This is a genomic window from Sphingomonas cavernae (assembly GCF_003590775.1).
Taxonomy (GTDB): domain Bacteria; phylum Pseudomonadota; class Alphaproteobacteria; order Sphingomonadales; family Sphingomonadaceae; genus Sphingobium_A; species Sphingobium_A cavernae.
Map to the genome: position 1 here is coordinate 973,706 of NZ_QYUM01000004.1, position 16,799 is coordinate 990,504.

Annotated in this window: 16 protein-coding genes and 1 tRNA gene; 9 read left to right on the top strand and 8 right to left on the bottom strand. The window is 61.5% G+C overall.

Going from position 1 to position 16,799, the window contains the following annotated elements:
- The first annotated feature begins 124 nt into the window (after window positions 1-124).
- From D3876_RS19955 to D3876_RS21280, 3 genes are all read left to right on the top strand, one after another.
- Entirely contained in the window at window positions 125-562 is a 438-nt protein-coding gene (locus D3876_RS19955) for a hypothetical protein (protein ID WP_119765487.1), read from the top strand.
- A gap of 285 nt (window positions 563-847) precedes the next feature.
- Window positions 848-1,930, top strand: a complete 1,083-nt coding sequence (locus D3876_RS19960; protein ID WP_119765489.1) for a hypothetical protein — start codon at window positions 848-850, stop codon at window positions 1,928-1,930.
- 90 nt (window positions 1,931-2,020) lie between these two features.
- Window positions 2,021-2,173, top strand: a complete 153-nt coding sequence (locus D3876_RS21280; protein ID WP_420801987.1) for an excalibur calcium-binding domain-containing protein — start codon at window positions 2,021-2,023, stop codon at window positions 2,171-2,173.
- Between the two features lie 142 nt (window positions 2,174-2,315).
- Here the strand turns inward: D3876_RS21280 and D3876_RS19970 are convergent, their stop codons facing one another.
- The 5 genes from D3876_RS19970 to D3876_RS20305 all read right to left on the bottom strand — a co-directional run bounded on the left by D3876_RS19970 (window position 2,316) and on the right by D3876_RS20305 (window position 6,995).
- Window positions 2,316-3,092, bottom strand: coding sequence for a type I restriction enzyme HsdR N-terminal domain-containing protein (locus tag D3876_RS19970; RefSeq protein ID WP_147417695.1), 777 nt, complete (start codon window positions 3,090-3,092; stop codon window positions 2,316-2,318).
- Between the two features lie 74 nt (window positions 3,093-3,166).
- A complete protein-coding gene (locus tag D3876_RS19975) occupies window positions 3,167-3,736 on the bottom strand; it encodes a hypothetical protein (protein ID WP_119765495.1) in 570 nt (189 codons plus the stop codon).
- A gap of 164 nt (window positions 3,737-3,900) precedes the next feature.
- Window positions 3,901-5,709, bottom strand: coding sequence for a translation elongation factor 4 (lepA, locus tag D3876_RS19980; protein WP_119765781.1), 1,809 nt, complete (start codon window positions 5,707-5,709; stop codon window positions 3,901-3,903).
- A gap of 67 nt (window positions 5,710-5,776) precedes the next feature.
- Window positions 5,777-6,493 (bottom strand): COG3904 family protein, encoded by a 717-nt coding sequence (locus D3876_RS19985; RefSeq protein WP_238475463.1) that lies wholly within the window; start codon window positions 6,491-6,493, stop codon window positions 5,777-5,779.
- Window positions 6,480-6,995, bottom strand: a complete 516-nt coding sequence (locus D3876_RS20305; protein WP_182912080.1) for a hypothetical protein — start codon at window positions 6,993-6,995, stop codon at window positions 6,480-6,482. Before D3876_RS20305 ends, D3876_RS19985 begins: the two co-directional genes overlap by 14 nt.
- Before the next feature lie 169 nt (window positions 6,996-7,164).
- Here D3876_RS20305 and D3876_RS19995 point away from each other — a divergent pair, with 169 nt between their 5' ends.
- A complete protein-coding gene (locus D3876_RS19995) occupies window positions 7,165-8,115 on the top strand; it encodes a cytochrome D1 domain-containing protein (protein ID WP_182912081.1) in 951 nt (316 codons plus the stop codon).
- A 9-nt stretch (window positions 8,116-8,124) separates the two neighbouring features.
- Here the strand turns inward: D3876_RS19995 and pnuC are convergent, their stop codons facing one another.
- On the bottom strand, window positions 8,125-8,703 hold the full coding sequence (gene pnuC, locus D3876_RS20000; protein ID WP_119765501.1) for a nicotinamide riboside transporter PnuC: 579 nt from the start codon (window positions 8,701-8,703) through the stop codon (window positions 8,125-8,127).
- A 97-nt stretch (window positions 8,704-8,800) separates the two neighbouring features.
- Between pnuC and D3876_RS20005 the strand changes: the two genes are divergently transcribed.
- From D3876_RS20005 to D3876_RS20560, 3 genes are all read left to right on the top strand, one after another.
- Entirely contained in the window at window positions 8,801-10,099 is a 1,299-nt protein-coding gene (locus D3876_RS20005; RefSeq protein WP_119765503.1) for an FAD-dependent oxidoreductase, read from the top strand.
- Between the two features lie 81 nt (window positions 10,100-10,180).
- Window positions 10,181-10,257, top strand: a tRNA-Pro gene (locus D3876_RS20010).
- Window positions 10,258-10,433: 176 nt separating this feature from the next.
- Entirely contained in the window at window positions 10,434-11,381 is a 948-nt protein-coding gene (locus D3876_RS20560; RefSeq protein WP_182912082.1) for a hypothetical protein, read from the top strand.
- A 565-nt stretch (window positions 11,382-11,946) separates the two neighbouring features.
- Here the strand turns inward: D3876_RS20560 and D3876_RS20020 are convergent.
- Complete coding sequence (locus D3876_RS20020) at window positions 11,947-13,065, bottom strand: site-specific integrase (RefSeq protein WP_182912083.1); 1,119 nt, start codon at window positions 13,063-13,065, stop codon at window positions 11,947-11,949.
- Between the two features lie 523 nt (window positions 13,066-13,588).
- Here D3876_RS20020 and D3876_RS20025 point away from each other — a divergent pair.
- Entirely contained in the window at window positions 13,589-14,839 is a 1,251-nt protein-coding gene (locus D3876_RS20025; protein ID WP_119765507.1) for a tyrosine-type recombinase/integrase, read from the top strand.
- A 126-nt stretch (window positions 14,840-14,965) separates the two neighbouring features.
- Here D3876_RS20025 and D3876_RS20030 read toward each other — a convergent pair whose 3' ends face one another.
- Window positions 14,966-15,181, bottom strand: a complete 216-nt coding sequence (locus tag D3876_RS20030) for a helix-turn-helix transcriptional regulator (protein ID WP_119765509.1) — start codon at window positions 15,179-15,181, stop codon at window positions 14,966-14,968.
- A gap of 482 nt (window positions 15,182-15,663) precedes the next feature.
- On the opposite strand from D3876_RS20030, the gene D3876_RS20035 reads away from it, so the two are divergent.
- On the top strand, window positions 15,664-16,596 hold the full coding sequence (locus D3876_RS20035) for a nucleotidyltransferase and HEPN domain-containing protein (protein WP_119765511.1): 933 nt from the start codon (window positions 15,664-15,666) through the stop codon (window positions 16,594-16,596).
- The last annotated feature ends 203 nt before the right edge of the window (window positions 16,597-16,799 follow it).

Sequence of the window (16,799 nt, forward strand, 5' to 3'; positions counted from 1 at the left end):
TACCGGACTTCACCCCGGTTCCGCGCAAATACCGGCACGACGGCTGGACGCCCGAGCGCCAGCGCGCCTTATCGACGCGCTCGCCGAGACGGGCAGCGTCCGCCACGCCGCCAGGCGGATCAACATGGCGAGCGAGGGCGCCTATTATCTCCGCCGCGCGCCGGGCGCGGAAGCTTTCCGCGCCGCATGGGAAGCCGCGCTCGACTTCGGCGTCCAGAACCTGCGCGACATCGCGGTCGAGCGCGCGATCGAGGGCGTGCCCGTGCCCGTCTTCCACAAGGGCGAGCAGGTCGGCGAAAAGCGCTGGTTCAACGATCGGTTGCTGATGTTCATCCTCAAGCACCATGTCGGCGTCTATGCCCTCCCCGCCAGCCGCCGCGACCAGCGCCCTGACCCCGAACCCCCGCGCGACGGCGAAACGGTCATGGCCGAAATCAGGCAGCGCCTCGCAACGATCCGCGACCGCCAGCTCCACGAAATCGCCGCCGATCCCGACAAGCGCGCGGCATGGGAGGTGCTTTACGGGCCGCACGATTGGGAGAAGCATGAGCCCGCAGCCTGAAATCCGTGTAGGGATGGAGCGGAATGATTCGTGATCAGAACCGCAAGAGGCACGACCGTCATAGAATCCATTTTAGCGACTATTTAAAATTCAGATGAAAATTGATAGAATCAGTACGTAATTTCCACAAAACACGATATTATCATGATAATTTATCGGGAGTTATTCTCGATAATTTAACATTCATCTTAAGATTCACTTGTGAAGCGGCAAGCAGGGACGAACAGAAGAACGTACCTCATGCTATTATCATGCTGCCGAGTCTCTCATTCCCTGGAGAGAATTATGACGACAGCAGATCAAATTGAACGTCCGAAAACCGATCGGAGCGCGTCCGAGGTCCGCGACAGCCTTCAGGCCATCTATGAGCGTGCGCAAAAGGATGAATGGCGCGCTACCGTGGACAGGCTCGAAGCATCGCGCCGGTCATTTGCGGAACAAAGACAGCAGATCCTTTCTCCTAAATTGCGCGACAGGATCGTCAGCACCATAGCTGCGGACAAAGGGGCGGACCCGCGCGGTCCCGGTCGCCGCTACCGGTCGCTGGTCGAAGCCCGAAACGCGGGCGTCGACCTGGCGGCTCTCAAGGGGCTGCATAATCGCGCATACGGGGAATTCAGCGAGCTCGTGACCGACCATGCCGCCTTTCATTTTCATGAAACCGTGGTCGGCAGCTTCACCGATATTTTCGATCGGCCGCCATTCGTTTACGTCCCGCCCGATCCGGACAAGGAAAAGCTGTTCTATCCGCCTTTCGGGGGGTCGTGGGATCGGCTTGAGCAGAGTCAGGCAACGGGCGACGGGACAATCGTCCAGACCATATCCTATCTGGATGGCGCGGGACGCATGGGATCCAAGCTGGTCGCCCGGAATCATGATGCTTCCGACGTGGACCTCCTCTGCGCCTATCGCGAGAATGGCTATCTCGTTCCCTTCACGACGCTTCGCACCGGGATATTGCAGGTCAAGGCGGATTTGTCGGCGCTGTTTTGCCGCCATCATATCTCGACTGAGGACGAATGGGGATGGTCGGACTTCCATGCCACAACGCGTGGAAGGCTCGTGATGGCCGTGTTCTGGAACTGGGAAGACGTCGACCCGGCCAATGAGGTGAGCCACCAATGGTTCGTGTCGGGTCTCGACTGCCGCGGCGATGGCGAGAGCTTCCCCGGCACAAGTGTCCAGGCCGTCCCCGGCGAGCGGAGGATCATCAACCTGTTCACGGAGATGGCGTTTCCCGCCGGTCGGGAACTCTGGGTCTATGTCGGCACCGCCGACCGGATCTGGGCGCTGCTCAACGACGTGAGCATCGACATCTCGATCGACTCGGCCTGGCTGCTGAACTCGCTGGCGATCCGTTCGATCTGAAGCGACTGGTTCGGCGAACAGAAGCCCCACGCGCCAGCCAGGCGACTCGGCATGCTGGTGACGGGATCAGGTTCGCCGAACCTGTCTCTGATGCAGGAAAACGCGCAATTGCGTGGTCACGTCCTTCCTGGGCCCCGCGGCCAGCCGGGCTATGCCCCGCATCTCGACCGCGACAATGATGGCATCGCGTGCGAGCCCCATGGCGGCTCGGATGGAAGCGCGGCGGGTGGCCGCAAACCGTGACGACGCTGGACCTTGATCGTTGAAATAGAGCCTGATTCACGGTCGGCGGAAGCATGAAGTGCTTCCACCTCAACCGATCAGGCTCCAGGACGCGGCGTCGCACAGGCGTTCCCGAAAGAGAAGGTGCACCCTTGCTCCACAGCTATGCTGCGGTCGCAGCGGCCTTTCGTTTGGCGAAGGCCGCACCCGCCTTCTTCACGAGTGCCTTGGCCTGCTTGGCCGGGTCGCCGTCAACCACTTCGCGCTTCAAGACTTCCGAAACCACCAGCGCCTTGAGCTCTTCTTCCGAGACCTTGATGCCATCGAAAATCCGGCGAAACTCCCTGCGCAGCGCAGCGATAATGGCATCGCACTGCAGAATCTCGGCGGCAACGAAGCGATTGAGAATCTGGGCCTGCTTGTGGAATTCAGTGAGTGCATCCGATGAAATGCTCTCCCGGCACAGCAAATACAGTTGGGCGAGGTCATCCTGCGAGCGTGCCGAAAGACCGCACACATCGAACGAGAACACCTCCTCATAATCAATCGGCTGGCCGAACTTTATACGATAGATGCGCCATTCGATGGCATTGGTCAGGATAATCCATTCTATTCCCTGATGCGCGCCGTAATTGACGGCCTGCCGTAAATGGTTGTCGTTAAGATTTATTCCCGCCGCCTTCACCTCCGCCAGATAATATATCTTTTCTTCAACCTTGACCGCCAGATCGCAGAACGTCCCACGGATCTGTTGCTCGCTGGTAAGTTCAGTATATTTATCATAGCCGAACAGATCACTCAGCATGTCCTTGATGACAGTTACGGTATCAGCTTCGGAAATGTCACGGGCGCGCAGTTTACCCACAATATTCTGATAGCGTCTCAAGCTCGCGACAATGCGATCTTGCGTCTTTTTCGGTATCTTGACGGTTGAAGCCATTATCACCCCCCCTGCCCTCACCCACAGCCGTGGGCGTTTGAGATTCGCGTCCTTCCCAACGGCCTGATCCGGCTTCACTCGGGCAGCGGCGCATCATCTATTGGGGGAAATGCCTGGACCGGCAGCGGGCTGCCACACCGCGCGGCATGGAGCGAGTCGAGACGCTGGATTCGCATCGCCGCCTTTTGCTGGCGCGTCGCGATCGCCATCGCCTTTTCCTGGATCGAACTGATCTGCGCCTGCTGCGCCGCGCGTTGCGCGGCCTGGACGCCCGCGCCGATGAGCCCGCCGACGCCGGGGAGCAGCATCGACGCGACGCCCGACAGCGCCTGGCCGGCGAGTTGCCCCGCCATCGAGCCACCGCCCATCTGCGATCCCGCGACCTTCATGATCTCTTCGCCGGCCGCTTCGATCTCGCGCTCCTGCGCCGCGGCTTCGGCCTTTATCTGCGCACAGCTCAGACCCCGGTCGCCCCGCCCAGCATCGGTGGACGTTTCTTGGGCTTCAGGCGCCTCGGCGGCGATCTCGGACGGCGCTTCGCCGCCATCCTCTCCGTTCCGCGTTGCAGCCTGCCCGCTCGGCGCCGTCAGCAGCAACGCCACCGCCGCAATCGTCGTCAGTCCTTCGCTCCGTCCCGATCGCATTGCGCCCACTCCGCCCGAGCCGATCCCGGCGGGGCATCGGCAAACACGGGCATTCTAGGCGCGCGCGACGCACCATCCCATCGCTGAGTCTTCCCGCGATCGTGCAAAGAAAGGAAAGAAAACTGCGCCTCGTGTGGTTGCGATCCGCTGTCGAGCGCTCGGCCCTAGCTTTCGTCGCCCATCCGCAGCGCCGCAATAAACGCCTCCTGCGGGATCTGGACGCTTCCGTACTCCCGCATCCGCTTCTTGCCCTCTTTCTGCTTGTCGAGCAGCTTCTTCTTGCGGCTGATATCGCCGCCATAGCATTTGGCGGTCACGTCCTTGCGGAGCGCCGCGATCGTCTCGCGCGCGATCACCTTGCCGCCGATCGCTGCCTGAATGGGGATCTTGAAGAGGTGGCGCGGGATCAGGTCCTTCAGCCGCTCGCACATATGCCGCCCGCGCGCCTCGGCGGCGCTGCGGTGGACGATCATGCTCAGCGCGTCGACGGGCTCGTTGTTGACAAGGATGTTCATCTTGACGAGGTCGCCCGCGCGGTGCCCGATCTGATGATAATCGAAGCTCGCATAGCCGCGGCTGATCGACTTGAGCCGGTCGTAAAAGTCGAACACCACCTCGTTGAGCGGCAGCTCGTAGGTGAGCTGCGCGCGGCCGCCGACATAGGTCAGGTTCTTCTGGATGCCGCGGCGGTCCTGACAGAGTTTCAGTATCGGCCCGAGATATTCGTCGGGGACGTAAATCACCGCCTCGATCCACGGCTCGTCGATCTGCTCGATCTTGTTGGGATCGGGCATGTCGGCGGGGTTGTGCAGGTCGATCGTGCCGCCGCCGTGGCTGAGCTTGATGTTGTAGACCACCGAGGGGGCGGTCGTGATCAGGTCGAGATCATATTCGCGCGTCAGCCGCTCCTGGATGATCTCCAGATGCAAGAGGCCGAGGAAGCCGCAGCGGAAGCCGAAACCGAGCGCGGCGCTGGTCTCCATCTCGAAGCTGAACGACGCGTCGTTGAGGCGCAGCTTGGAGATGCTCTCGCGCAGCTTCTCGAAGTCGTTGGCGTCGACGGGGAAGAGCCCGCAGAACACGACGGGCTGGACTTCCTTGAAGCCCGGCAACGCCTGGGCGGTGGGCCGCTTCGCGTCGGTCAGCGTGTCGCCGACGCGCGCCTGCGCGACGTCCTTGATCTGGGCTGTGATGAAGCCGATCTCGCCGGGGCCAAGCTCCGAAAGCTGCTCGATCTTGGGGCGGAAGCAGCCGACGCGGTCGATCAGGTGCGTGGTGTCGGCCTGCATGAACTTGATCTGCTGGCCCTTTTTGAGCACGCCGTCGATCACGCGGACGAGAATGACGACGCCGAGATAGGGGTCGTACCAGCTATCGACGAGCATCGCCTTCAGGGGCGCCGCACGGTCGCCTTTGGGGTGCGGGATCTTCCTGACGACCGCCTCGAGCACCTCGTCGATGCCGATCCCTGACTTGGCGCTGGCGAGCACCGCCTCCGAGGCGTCGAGCCCGATGACCTCCTCGATCTCGGCCTTGACCTTCTCCGGCTCCGCGGCGGGCAGGTCGATCTTGTTGATGACAGGGACGATCTCGTGGTCGTGCTCGATCGACTGATAGACGTTCGCCAAGGTCTGCGCCTCGACGCCCTGCGCCGCGTCGACGACGAGCAGCGCGCCCTCGCACGCGGCAAGGCTGCGGCTGACTTCGTACGCGAAGTCGACATGGCCCGGCGTGTCCATGAGGTTGAGCGTATAGGTCTCGCCGTCCTTGGCCTTGTAGTTCAGGCGCACCGTCTGCGCCTTGATCGTGATCCCGCGCTCCTTCTCAATGTCCATGTTATCAAGGACTTGGCTCGACATCTCGCGATCGGTCAGCCCGCCCGTCCGCTGGATCAGCCGGTCGGCCAAGGTCGACTTGCCATGGTCGATATGCGCGATGATGGAAAAGTTGCGGATCTTGGAAAGGTCGGTCACGTCAATTGCCAATCAGGAAAGCTGGCGCGCTCGATAGCATTGTTGCCGCGAATTGCCAGCGCAGCGATCAGCGGACGTTGGTGACGCGATACTTGAACAGCTCTTCCTGTGTCAGGCAGCGCCGCGTCGAACGGTCCTCGCCCTGCCCCGCAATCGCCTTCTGGCGGTACATCACCTCGGTCAAGAGCTTCCGCGAAACGCCCATGCGGATCAGGAAATCATTGTCGTCGCTCGCCAGCAGCGCGGATCCCTGCTCGATGTCGCCGATCGTCTCGATCGCCTCGTCCGTGCCGCGTGCAAGGTCTTCCTTGACCGCGTCGCGGTCGGACAGGTGCGTGAACATGTGGACGATGAACAGCCCGCCCGGATCGACCCAGCGCGCAGGACCGCCCATGAAGACGAAATTGCACGCGCTGAAGCAGGCCCAACCATTCGGAATGCGCGTCGCTATGTTGAGGCTGCGGATCAGCCGACCCGCCTCGTTGCCCGCCTGCGCGTTTCCGCCCGGCGAGCGGATCCAGATCTCGTGGATCGGCTTGTTGGTCTCGATCGCGTCGGCGAGCCGTGTCACCATCCCGCTGTCGACCTTGCCCTCGGCCAGGAGCACGCGCCGGTCCTTCTCGGCGCGCAGCGTGAAGCGCATCTCGGGATAGCTGGTCCAGTTGGGACTTTTCGGACAACTTGGATTGTCGGGATCCATGCCCGCCGGCGCAGCGGCAAGCAGGAACAAGGGCGCAAGTGCCGCAGCAGCGCGGCGCAGGCGCATCGCCTCAGACCACCGCATAGCCCGAACCGCCCTGCGCGCGGCACATTCGCTTGGATGCGATCGTTTCCTCGCCGTTCACGATGATGACGTCGTCGACGGTGACGCAGTCGCCGCCATCCGCACCGCGAGCCTGCGCGGTGACGGTTGATGTGCCGCTCACGCCCTCGCGTGTCGTGCTGGTCCAGCTTTCGCTACCGCCCACGCCCTTGGTGATCGCGACGTCGGTCGCCTTGGCGGCCTTTTTCTGCTCGTCCTTGTCCAGCTTGCACGCGATGGCGTCGGTCAGCGTCGTGCTGACGATGTTGAACGGAATATAACTGCCGACGCCCCCTCGACCGATCGTGCTACTCGCGATGCCGCCAAGAATGCTGCCGAAGATCGCCGACCCCTGCTTCTTTTTCTTCGACAGCTTGCAGGGTGCGCCTTCCTCGGTCGTTTCGGGTTCGACGGCGTGGGCGGCGACGGGCATCTGCCATGTCGCCACGACCAGCGGAACGCTCAGAATCAGCGCGCGAAACATCTGCAAATATCCTCCCACCACACTGCCTGGCCTAGTATTTACAGGGCGCACGGTCAATCGAATGCCCCTGCAGAATGGCCGCAAACATCCAAACGGTGCGTTCGGGAAACGGTTTGGGCTTCCTTTCGCCAGCGCCGCGCCTAGCATGCCGCTAAAGGGAGAACCGTCCATGCGTCGCATCCTGCTTGCCCTGCCTCTGCTTGCCGTCTGTACCGAGGGGCGCTCCGAAACACTGATCATAGGCAATAAGGGCGAGGACACAGTGAGCTTCGTCACTTTGGAGACAGGAAAAGAGCGGGCACGCGTGCCGACCGCGCGCATGCCGCACGAAGTGGCGATATCGCCCGATGGGACGCAGGCCGCAGTCGTCGCTTATGGCGGCACGACGATCGACATTTTCGAGGTGTCGAGCGGCGAGCGCGTGAAGCGACTCGACATCAGCCCCAATGCGCGACCGCACGGTCTGATCTGGCTCCGCGACGGGCGGCTGATCGCGACGACCGAGGGCAGCAAATCCGTCACTATCGCCGATCCGCGAAACGGAATGGTCGGCGCAATTGCAACCGATCAGGAAGGATCGCACATGGTTGCGGTTAGCACTGACGGATCGCGCGCCTATGTCGCCAATATCGGCTCGGGAACGGTGAGCGTTCTCGACATCAACGCGCGCACCAAGATTGCCGACATAGCGGTGGGCGGCCGCCCCGAGGGCATCGCGCTGTCGGCAGACGGCAAGGAACTCTGGGTCGGCGACCTTTCAGCGCCGCGCGTGCAGGTGGTGGACACCGCGACGCTCAAGCCCGTCGCGAGCGTGGCGGTGGATCCAGTCGCGATCCGCGTCGCCATCAGCCCCGATGGCAAGTCCGTCGTCACCTCCAACGTCAAGGCCGGCACGCTGACCGAGATAGATCGCGTCAGCCGCAAGGTTCGCCGCACGATCAGCGTGAGCGGCTCGCAAGAGGCAGCGCAGGTGACGATCCTGTTCTCCCGCGACGGATCGCGGCTTTATGCGGCGGAGACTGGACGCGACCAGATCGCAGAGATCGACATGGCGACCGGCAAGGTGGTTCGCAGGATTGCCGCAGGCAAGAATGGCGACGGACTCGCGATCGCGCCTTGAGTAGCCTGGTCAGGCGGTGACCTGCTCCCGCCTGCCGCGCAGCGCGCGCATCCATTCCTCCTGCCCCCATATCGAAAACGCGAGCAGCGCCACATAGAGCGCGGACGTGAGCGGAAGCTCTTTCACCCAGTAAAGACCCACCGCGAGCACATCGACCGCGATCCACAGCACCCAGTTCTCGACATAGCGGCGCGACAGCAGGATCTGCGCGGCCACGCTCATCATCGCGATCGCCGCATCCCACCATGGGAAGTCCGCATCGGTTCGGCTGCTCATCAACCAGCCCCACAGCGCGGTCATGATCGCGATCCCGATCGGCGTCACGATGCGCTTCCAGCGATCCATCACCTTGACGCGGATTTCGCCCATTTCGGCCTTGCACCGCGCCCAGTACCACCAGCCATAGATGTTGACGACAAAGAAGAAGATCTGGAGCAGGGCGTTGCTGTAAAGCCGCGCGTCAAAAAAGATGACTCCGTAGAGCGAGACGGTCACCATCGCGACGGGGAAGTTCCAGATACTGCGGCGGACGACGAGCGCGACGTTGATTACGCCCAGGATGGCCGCGATGACTTCCAGAATACCCACGCCGCAGCGATAGCAGCCCCGGGCACGCGCCGCCAGCGCCCCTTGCGCCGCGGCCGCACGGCGTTACGATCCTTCAAAAATATCGGGAGGGCTGTGCATGCGTCATATCGCGGTGATCGGTTCCGGGCCGGCAGGCTATTACACCGCTGAGGCGTGCCAGAAGGCCTTCGGTGACGACGTCCGCGTCGATATCATAGACCGGCTTCCCGTCCCCTATGGCCTGATCCGTTTCGGCGTCGCCCCCGATCACCAGTCGATCAAGAATGTCGCCAAGCGCTACGAGATGGTCGCGCTGTCGGAAAATGTGCGCTTTGTCGGCAATGTCGCGGTGGGCAAGGACATCAGCGTCGCCGAACTCCAGTCGCTCTACGACGCGGTCGTGCTCGCAACGGGGGCGCCGCGCGATCGTGCGCTCGACATTCCCGGTGGCGACCTGCCGGGGGTGATCGGATCGGCCGCCTTTGTCGGCTGGTATAACGGCCATCCCGAATTCGCCGATCTCGCGCCCCCGCTCGACGCTTCAGGCGCGGTGATCATCGGCAACGGCAATGTCGCGCTAGACGTGGCGCGTATTCTCGCAAAAACCCCGACGGAATTCGCTGAATCCGACATCGCCGATCATGCGCTTGAGGCGATAAGCCGTTCTGCGATCCGCCATATCAGCGTGCTCGGCCGGCGCGGGCCGCACCAGATCGCGATGACCCCTAAGGAACTTGGCGAACTCGCACATCTTGAGCGCGCCGCGCCGCGCGTCGACCCCGCCGATTTGCCGAGCGAGGGCGACGATGCGATGCTCGAGCCGGGCATGCGCAAGTCGGTGACGCATCTGCGCGCCTTCGCCGCCAATCCCGTCGCCAAACCGGTCACCATCGATTTCGATTTCTTCGCCATGCCCATCGCGATCGAGGGCGACGGGAAGGTCGAAAGGGTGATCGTCGAACGCACCGTGCTCGACGCCGAGCTGCGCTCACATGGCACCGGCGAAATATATGAGATCCCCTGCGGGCTCGTCATAAGCTGCATCGGCTATACCACGCCGCCGATCGTCGGCGTTCCCTATGAGCACGGCCGCGGGCGTTTCGCCAATGTCGAGGGACGGATCCTGCCGGGACTCTATGCGGTCGGCTGGGCACGGCGCGGGCCGACGGGCACGATCGGCACCAACCGGCCGGACGGATATATGATCGCCGATGCAATCGCTGCCGACATGGTGCCCAATTTGCGCAAGGCGGGCCGCGCAGGACTCGATTCGCTGCTCGCTGAGCGCGGCGTGGAAATCGTCACCTTCCGCGACTGGCAGAAGATCGAAGCCGCCGAAGTGGCGCGCGCAAACGACGGATCTCCGCGGAAAAAATTCACCAATATCGAGGAAATGATCGCCGCGCTGGGCAAGTGAAGAGCGGGCTTGAACAGCCGCGCTTCGCTGTTATAAGCCGCCGCCTGCCTTACCGGCGCGTGCATGCGTCGCCGGATCGGTCGGGGAGTAGCTCAGCCTGGTAGAGCACTGTCTTCGGGAGGCAGGGGCCGGAGGTTCGAATCCTCTCTCCCCGACCAACATTTCTGCGGTTTTTCGATTGGGACGATAGCGCTATCTCCGGTGTTTGCCCGGTGAAAGCTCGCGGCACCTGTCTTGCGATCTCCTCTATGATCTCTTCGGTTACCGCCAAGGCACGGCCCAGATAGCCTGGTTCGAAAGGCGCATAGGCATCAGACGTGCTGCTGTGTTTCCTGTGCCCGAGCATCATCTGGCCCTCGACCCAGTCGCGCTCTCCCAGTCGCTGGCGGCCAAGTTTGGCCATGGATCGTCGGATCAGCTTCAGACCGGTTTCGCCCTGGCGCGGAAGCCCCAGCGCATCGAGCATCGATTCGAACGCCGTTTTCACTGTGTCCACCTTCACGTAGAAACCGTCACTCGCTTTGAGAAGATCGACCATCTGACGCGCGACTGGGACGATCGGGCGATATTTCTTGGTCTGCGCCCGCCCTTTAGGATTGAGGTTGAGCGCCCGGTGTTGGGGGTGCCATTGATGCCGTGCCGGCGCCGTGGAGACATCGTGCGCCGCGTCGGGCCTGGCCCAGGTGGCCACGCTGATGCGCAGGAAGCGCAACAAATTATCGCGACTTTTCTGAGGCTGACCAGTCTTCACATTGAGCTCGAGTGCATAATCGAACATGCGAGCAAGCATCGGAATATCGGCACGATAGGATGGTGTGCGGCTGACTTCGTCGGGCTTCTTTGCAATGAAGGCGGCTGGAAACAGGGTGTGCTTGCGTCGATGCGCGAGATTTATTGCTGCCGCCAGCATGCGAACACTTGCCTCGACCGTGCCCGGCGCCCGATCGCGAACCTTACCCCTGGGGCTAACGACCGGCACGTCGATTGCCCAGTCCCTGAACATTTCGATCCAGTCCTCATCGACATCCTCGCACAGCGTTTCCAGCCGACCGGTCTCGGAGAGAAAATTGCCGACATGGGCAAGGCGGGCGCGAATTGCTTCGATCGAAGGTCGCGCTTGGCGGACGATGAGATAATCGGCGATCGCCGTCGTCAGAAGATAGCGATTTGCCGAACGAAGCTGCTGGCCGCATGTCGGACACAGCGTTTCGCCCCGCTCACGCTCCAGGTAGAGCCGATCCAGCGCTATCTCGGCTTCTTCAACAATCGCTGTAGCCGTTGAGCGGCTTCGATTTCGTCCCGATTGGGCATCGTACCAGACGATCTGCAAATAAGGTGATCGCAGCGTTCCGTCACCGCAGGTGTCCCATTCAAGCCGGTATCGTCCTCTGGCGTAGAGTGGAGTTCGGTTAGACGTTGTCGACATCGATTACGTTGTTCCTCTGCAGCGCGTTCCTGGATCAACTCACCCACCCCGACGGCATTAAGTAGATCGAGCGCGTCGGCGCAGAGCCTAATGCCTTTTCCCTTATCCGTTTGGCGTGACCAATGACGGGCAACCTGGGACAGATCAGCGGCCATTATCGATACCGAAAACCGTTGCCATCAAATCTCCAACTTTGCCGCGTCGGCTACCTTCATGGACTAGACGGTCTACCACCATCCTCTTTGACGCCATCGGGGCTCGTGTCCCTGTTGGTTCAGGGACGTTCACTCGCGTCTCCCGCCGAGCGCCGGGTGCCCCCAAGTTCAAGCCGTAATGATCAGGCCATTGCCGCAAATCTCATATGGCGGTCTTGACGCACCATGACGCTCCATGAAGCGGCCCACGACAGTTCTCTTTGATGCTACGCCGCCTTGAGAAGCGGCACGACGGCGCGCGCTGCGAGCTCGTCGAGTCCTTCGGTGATCCAGCGTGAATAGTGTTTTTCGATCATCGCAACCGACGTGTCATGGAGCGCGGCAACCAATCGAATGGGGAGGCCCATGCGAATGGAGCGGACGATCGAGCTGTGGCGGAGCGCATAAGGGATCACGCCGGGCAACCCGGCGGCCTCCACTACCCTGTTCCACCATCTCGTCATTTCGGACGGTGTTTTCCATGGTTGCCGGGCCACCCTCTCCCAATTGGTCGGGCTGGTTTGTTTGTATCGCCAGCGCTCCAGCAGCGGTGCATCGAACGGCCGATCTTCAATCGCGGGACGCAGAGCCTCGATAATGTCGGCTCCAACTTGCACGCGAATATGAGCGCTCACCTTCTTGCCTCGACCTTTGCGCGACGGAGGAACAAGCAGCCGCCGGCTTTGGGGCTGAACGTCGCGTACGAACATGCGCGCCAATTGTGAGAAGCGCGCGCCGGTCGCCGCGAGCAGTATCGCCAGCAGGGCATAGTCAGAGTCCTCGTCGAGCTCTTGGGCTTTCTCCAATATATCGCGGATCTGATTGTCGCTGAGTATCTGATTGTCCCGAGCATCAGCTTGATCCGCCGCCTCTTCGACGAAGATCGGCTTCAAGCCGAACTTGATCGTGACCGGCAAGTCCTTGGGCAAGCCTTGGCGGTTCTCCTCGAAAGCACTATTCAAGGCCGCCTTCAGTTCCGATACAACACGCTGCTTGCTGGATCCGGTCAGTCCGGTGAAACGTCGTTGCCAGTTGCGAAGGTCCAGTTCGGTGAGATCGCGAAGCTTGATGTCGATGAGTGCCGCGTCCTTGAGGGCGTAAGCGCCGAGCTTGTAAGACGCCGTCGATCGAACCGGTCGCCCCACCTGCGCACTTCGCCGCTCGTCGCGCATCTTGATATATGCATTGACGGCGTGGCGAACCGTCATGTTTGGATCGATCATCCTCCCGCCATTGGCTTGCTGCTCGATCCACTCATTGGCCTTGTCGAGCGCCTGCTTCCAATTCAGGATGGTGACACCATTCGCTTCGCAACCGTCATCGGCCACGCCCAGCGAAATGCGCACATAGTCATCGGCTGACCCAGTCGCGCGATACCTGGCGAACCACCTGCCTCCGCGAGGGCCCCGATAGTAGCCAATATGGCGGCCTTCTGATATCATGCGCCAATAAGGATGATGGCGCACCTTTAGGCGCGCCCGAGCGCTACGCTCCTGAAGTCTGATCTCCCTTGAAGCTCTTCCCATGACGGCGCTCGAAAAATATCACCAATGCATCACCAATAGATATACGTAAACGACTGTGGATTTTCAAGGTAGGTTTTGCGATAAATGCTTGATTTTACTTAGTCCATACTTGTCCACAGACGTTTTTTATTTACGCTTTCACGGCTGAAACACGGGTTCGATTCCCGTAGGGGTCACCACCACCCTCTCTCAGAGGGTGCCATGACATGCCATAAACGGCTGTTTTACGTGCATTATGTGTGGTATGATCGTCTCGATCGGACTGCCCAGATACCACCACATACCAGCATGATGATGGTATTTCTGATGGCAGCGCACCGGTCACCGGAGCGGAGATACCATCATGGCTTCCACGGCAAGACCCAGGTCGGGATTGTCGGCCGTCGCGATCAAGGCGGCCAAAGGACGCAAAAAGCCCTACAAACTCACCGATCGTGATGGCCTCTATCTGCTGGTGACGCCATCGGGTGGCCGCTACTGGCGCATGAACTACCGGCATCTCGGCAAGCAGAAGACGCTGGCCTTCGGCGTCTGGCCCGATACCGGTCTCGCAGAGGCGCGCGAACACCGCGATGCAGCTCGCAAGGTGCTGGCGCGCGGCGACGATCCCGCTGAGCGAATCAGGCTCGAGCGGATCGCCGCAAGCGTTGCCGCTGCCAACAGTTTCAAGGCGGTTGCCGACGAGTGGCTGGGCAAGGTCGAGCGCGAAGGCCGGTCGGCCGCCACGATGAAGAAGCTGCGCTGGCTGCTCGATTACATCAATGCCTCAATCGGCAAGCGTCCGATCGCCTCAATCTCGGCGCAGGAACTGCTTGTGATGCTGCGCAAGATGGAGGGCAAGGAACGCTACGAGACCGCCAAGCGGCTGCGCAGCACCTGCTCGCAGATATTCCGCTTTGCGATCGCCACCGCACGCGCCGAGCGCGATGTCGCGGCCGATCTACGCGGCGCGTTGATCGCGCCCAAGCCCGTTCACCGGGCGGCTATCACCGCGCCCAAGAAAGCCGGCGCTCTGCTCCGCGCGCTTGATGCCTTTGAGGGCCATTTCAACACCAGGGCCGCGCTGCGGCTGCTGCCGCATGTGTTCGTGCGCCCTGGCGAACTACGCTTTGCCGAATGGGCAGATTTCGACTTGGACAAGGCGGTCTGGACGGTCCCGGCGCACAAGACCAAGATGCGGCGCGCGCATACCATCCCCCTCTCCCGCCAAGCGCTCGCCATCCTCGCCACCATCGAGCACGACGCGGACTATAGCCGCTTCCTGTTCCCTTCGCTTCGCTCGCTCGACCGGCCGATGTCGGAGAACACGATCAACGCCGCGCTGAGGCGCATGGGCTATGCACAGGATGAAATGACCGGGCATGGCTTTCGCGCGATGGCCGCGACGCTGCTCAACGAGATGGGGCTCTGGCATCCCGACGCGATCGAGCGTCAGCTTGCGCACTGTGATAATAACGCGGTGCGCCGCGCCTATACACGCGGCGAATATTGGGATGAACGCGTCCGCATGATGCAGCACTGGTCCGATCATCTCGATTTCCTGCGCGGCGGGGCAAAGCTGATTGAGGGAAAATTCCCTCAGGCGCGGGGCTGAGCGAGGTCCGAGATGGGATACCCCGGCTCCCGCCCATCGCGGGTCAATTCGAGGGACGGAAGCCGGACATCCGCAGTGGGAGTTGCGGACAATATCCTTCAAGCGCAAGTTGATAGGCGCGGCAAGTCAAACGCGGCCATGATCGTCGACATGGTAGAACATCGGGTTCTTCATCCATTCGTTGACTGCGGACTCGCGCCAGCCGGCACAGCGCGTGCTGATCGCGATCTGTCTGGGGAAGCTGCCATGCTGGATCTTCCTGTACAGCGTGGCGCGGCTGAGGCCGGTGCGTTCGAGTACGGTGGGCAGTCGGAGGATGCGGTCGGGGGCGTTAGTCATCATGAAATCCTTTCAGGCTGTCTGTGCTGTCATGGTCCCCTCCCGCATATTGAGACCAAGCTTCTGAAAAGACGCAAGAGTGTGAGAAACAGCGTTGGCGGCAAGTGTCGTTCTCTGTCGTCCGCTGTCGTTCCCAGTCGTTCTCAGGCGTGGAAAAGAATTTTTCGAGCGCGGCCGAAAGCGCCAATACTGACACCTCCTGAGAACAATGATTCACCCGCCTCGACCGCCGACAATGGATGGCAGGTCAGTGATTCGGCCTGCGCCGCAGCGGTTCGGCGGGCGTCGCGCATCCTGGTCCCGCAGCGTTGCGCCGCAAGCCGCGCTGCGCGCGGCTCCTCCTCGTTGTTCCGGCCCTTCGGGTGCGGCGCACCTCTGTTGCGGGACCGGGCTGGGCTTCCGCCGCCCGCCGATCCGAGGTTCGAGGAACAATATTGGGCAATTGCTCTTGCCAAGTGCCGGGGATTGCCGGAAGAATCCTGCTGATGCGGACCGGGATCGATCACCTTCCTGCAGCAAAGCAGCGCGAGCTTGAGCGCGTCGTGGAAGTCCTGTTCGAGGAGTTTCGCGAAGCGACCCAGCATGCGACCGGCCGGCGCAAGGCAGGCCGCATCCTCAAGATCATCCTCTTCGGCAGTCATGCGCGCGGCGACTGGGTCGATGCACCGCTCGACGCCAACCAGTACAAGTCCGATTTCGATATCCTGATCATCGTCAGCCAGAAGGAACTGGCAGACAGGGCGGCATACTGGGCGAAGGCCGAGGAAAGGCTGATCCGCGCCTACACCATCGAGAAGACACTCAAGACCCCGGTCAACTTCATCGTCCACTCGCTGCGCGAGGTGAATGACGGGCTGGCGCATGGCCGCGTGTTCTTCATGGAAGTCGCCAAGGAAGGCATCGCACTTTACGAGGCCGACGAGAGCGAACTACACCAGCCCAAGCCCAAGACACCCGAACAGGCGCTGGCAGCGGCAAAGGAATATTTCGATGAGTGGATGCCGCTCGCGACGAGTTCTCAAAAAATCTATCTATTCTGTGTGTCCCAACATGAATACCGCGACGCGGCTTTCAACCTTCACCAGGCGACCGAACGCCTCTACCACTGTCTGCTGCTGACGCTGACTTTCTACACGCCCTACAATCACAATATCGCGTTCCTGCGGTCACAGGCAGAGCGGCTCGACCGCAGGCTATTCGACATCTGGCCCGGCACCTCGCGCAAGGAGCGCGCGATGTTCCAGAAGTTGAAGGAAGCCTATGTGAAGGCGCGCTATTCCAAACACTATCGGATCAGCGATGAAGAACTTGCATGGCTGGGCGGGCGCGTCGAGGCCTTGGGTCAGGCGGTCCACCAGATTTGTTCTGAACGCATCGCAGAATTGGAGAAGGCGGCTGCAGAGGGCGCGAGGGCATAGGGACGGCGTTCGCCCGACATTGCCGTCAGCCAACCGCCCGCCACACCCGAAGCGGACATCCTCTTTTCTCGCCCTTGTTGGCGACTGCGTCGGACGATCCTAATTGTCCGCAATTGGCGCGCGATCGATGAAAGGAGACGTTCGTTCAGATGAACGAACGCTGTCTGCATCGCGCCCTCATTTAAGTCATAGCCGGCCGCGAG

Coding starts and splice junctions, on each gene's coding strand:
- D3876_RS20030 (WP_119765509.1), bottom strand. CDS start 15,181: ATGATGACTAACGCCCCCGACCGCATCCTCCGACTGCCCACCGTACTC.
- D3876_RS20025 (WP_119765507.1), top strand. CDS start 13,589: ATGGCTTCCACGGCAAGACCCAGGTCGGGATTGTCGGCCGTCGCGATC.
- D3876_RS19995 (WP_182912081.1), top strand. CDS start 7,165: ATGCGTCGCATCCTGCTTGCCCTGCCTCTGCTTGCCGTCTGTACCGAG.
- D3876_RS20005 (WP_119765503.1), top strand. CDS start 8,801: ATGCGTCATATCGCGGTGATCGGTTCCGGGCCGGCAGGCTATTACACC.
- D3876_RS20035 (WP_119765511.1), top strand. CDS start 15,664: ATGCGGACCGGGATCGATCACCTTCCTGCAGCAAAGCAGCGCGAGCTT.
- D3876_RS21280 (WP_420801987.1), top strand. CDS start 2,021: ATGCAGGAAAACGCGCAATTGCGTGGTCACGTCCTTCCTGGGCCCCGC.
- D3876_RS19955 (WP_119765487.1), top strand. CDS start 125: ATGGCGAGCGAGGGCGCCTATTATCTCCGCCGCGCGCCGGGCGCGGAA.
- D3876_RS20305 (WP_182912080.1), bottom strand. CDS start 6,995: ATGTTTCGCGCGCTGATTCTGAGCGTTCCGCTGGTCGTGGCGACATGG.
- D3876_RS19985 (WP_238475463.1), bottom strand. CDS start 6,493: ATGCGGTGGTCTGAGGCGATGCGCCTGCGCCGCGCTGCTGCGGCACTT.
- D3876_RS19975 (WP_119765495.1), bottom strand. CDS start 3,736: ATGCGATCGGGACGGAGCGAAGGACTGACGACGATTGCGGCGGTGGCG.
- D3876_RS19960 (WP_119765489.1), top strand. CDS start 848: ATGACGACAGCAGATCAAATTGAACGTCCGAAAACCGATCGGAGCGCG.
- D3876_RS19970 (WP_147417695.1), bottom strand. CDS start 3,092: ATGGCTTCAACCGTCAAGATACCGAAAAAGACGCAAGATCGCATTGTC.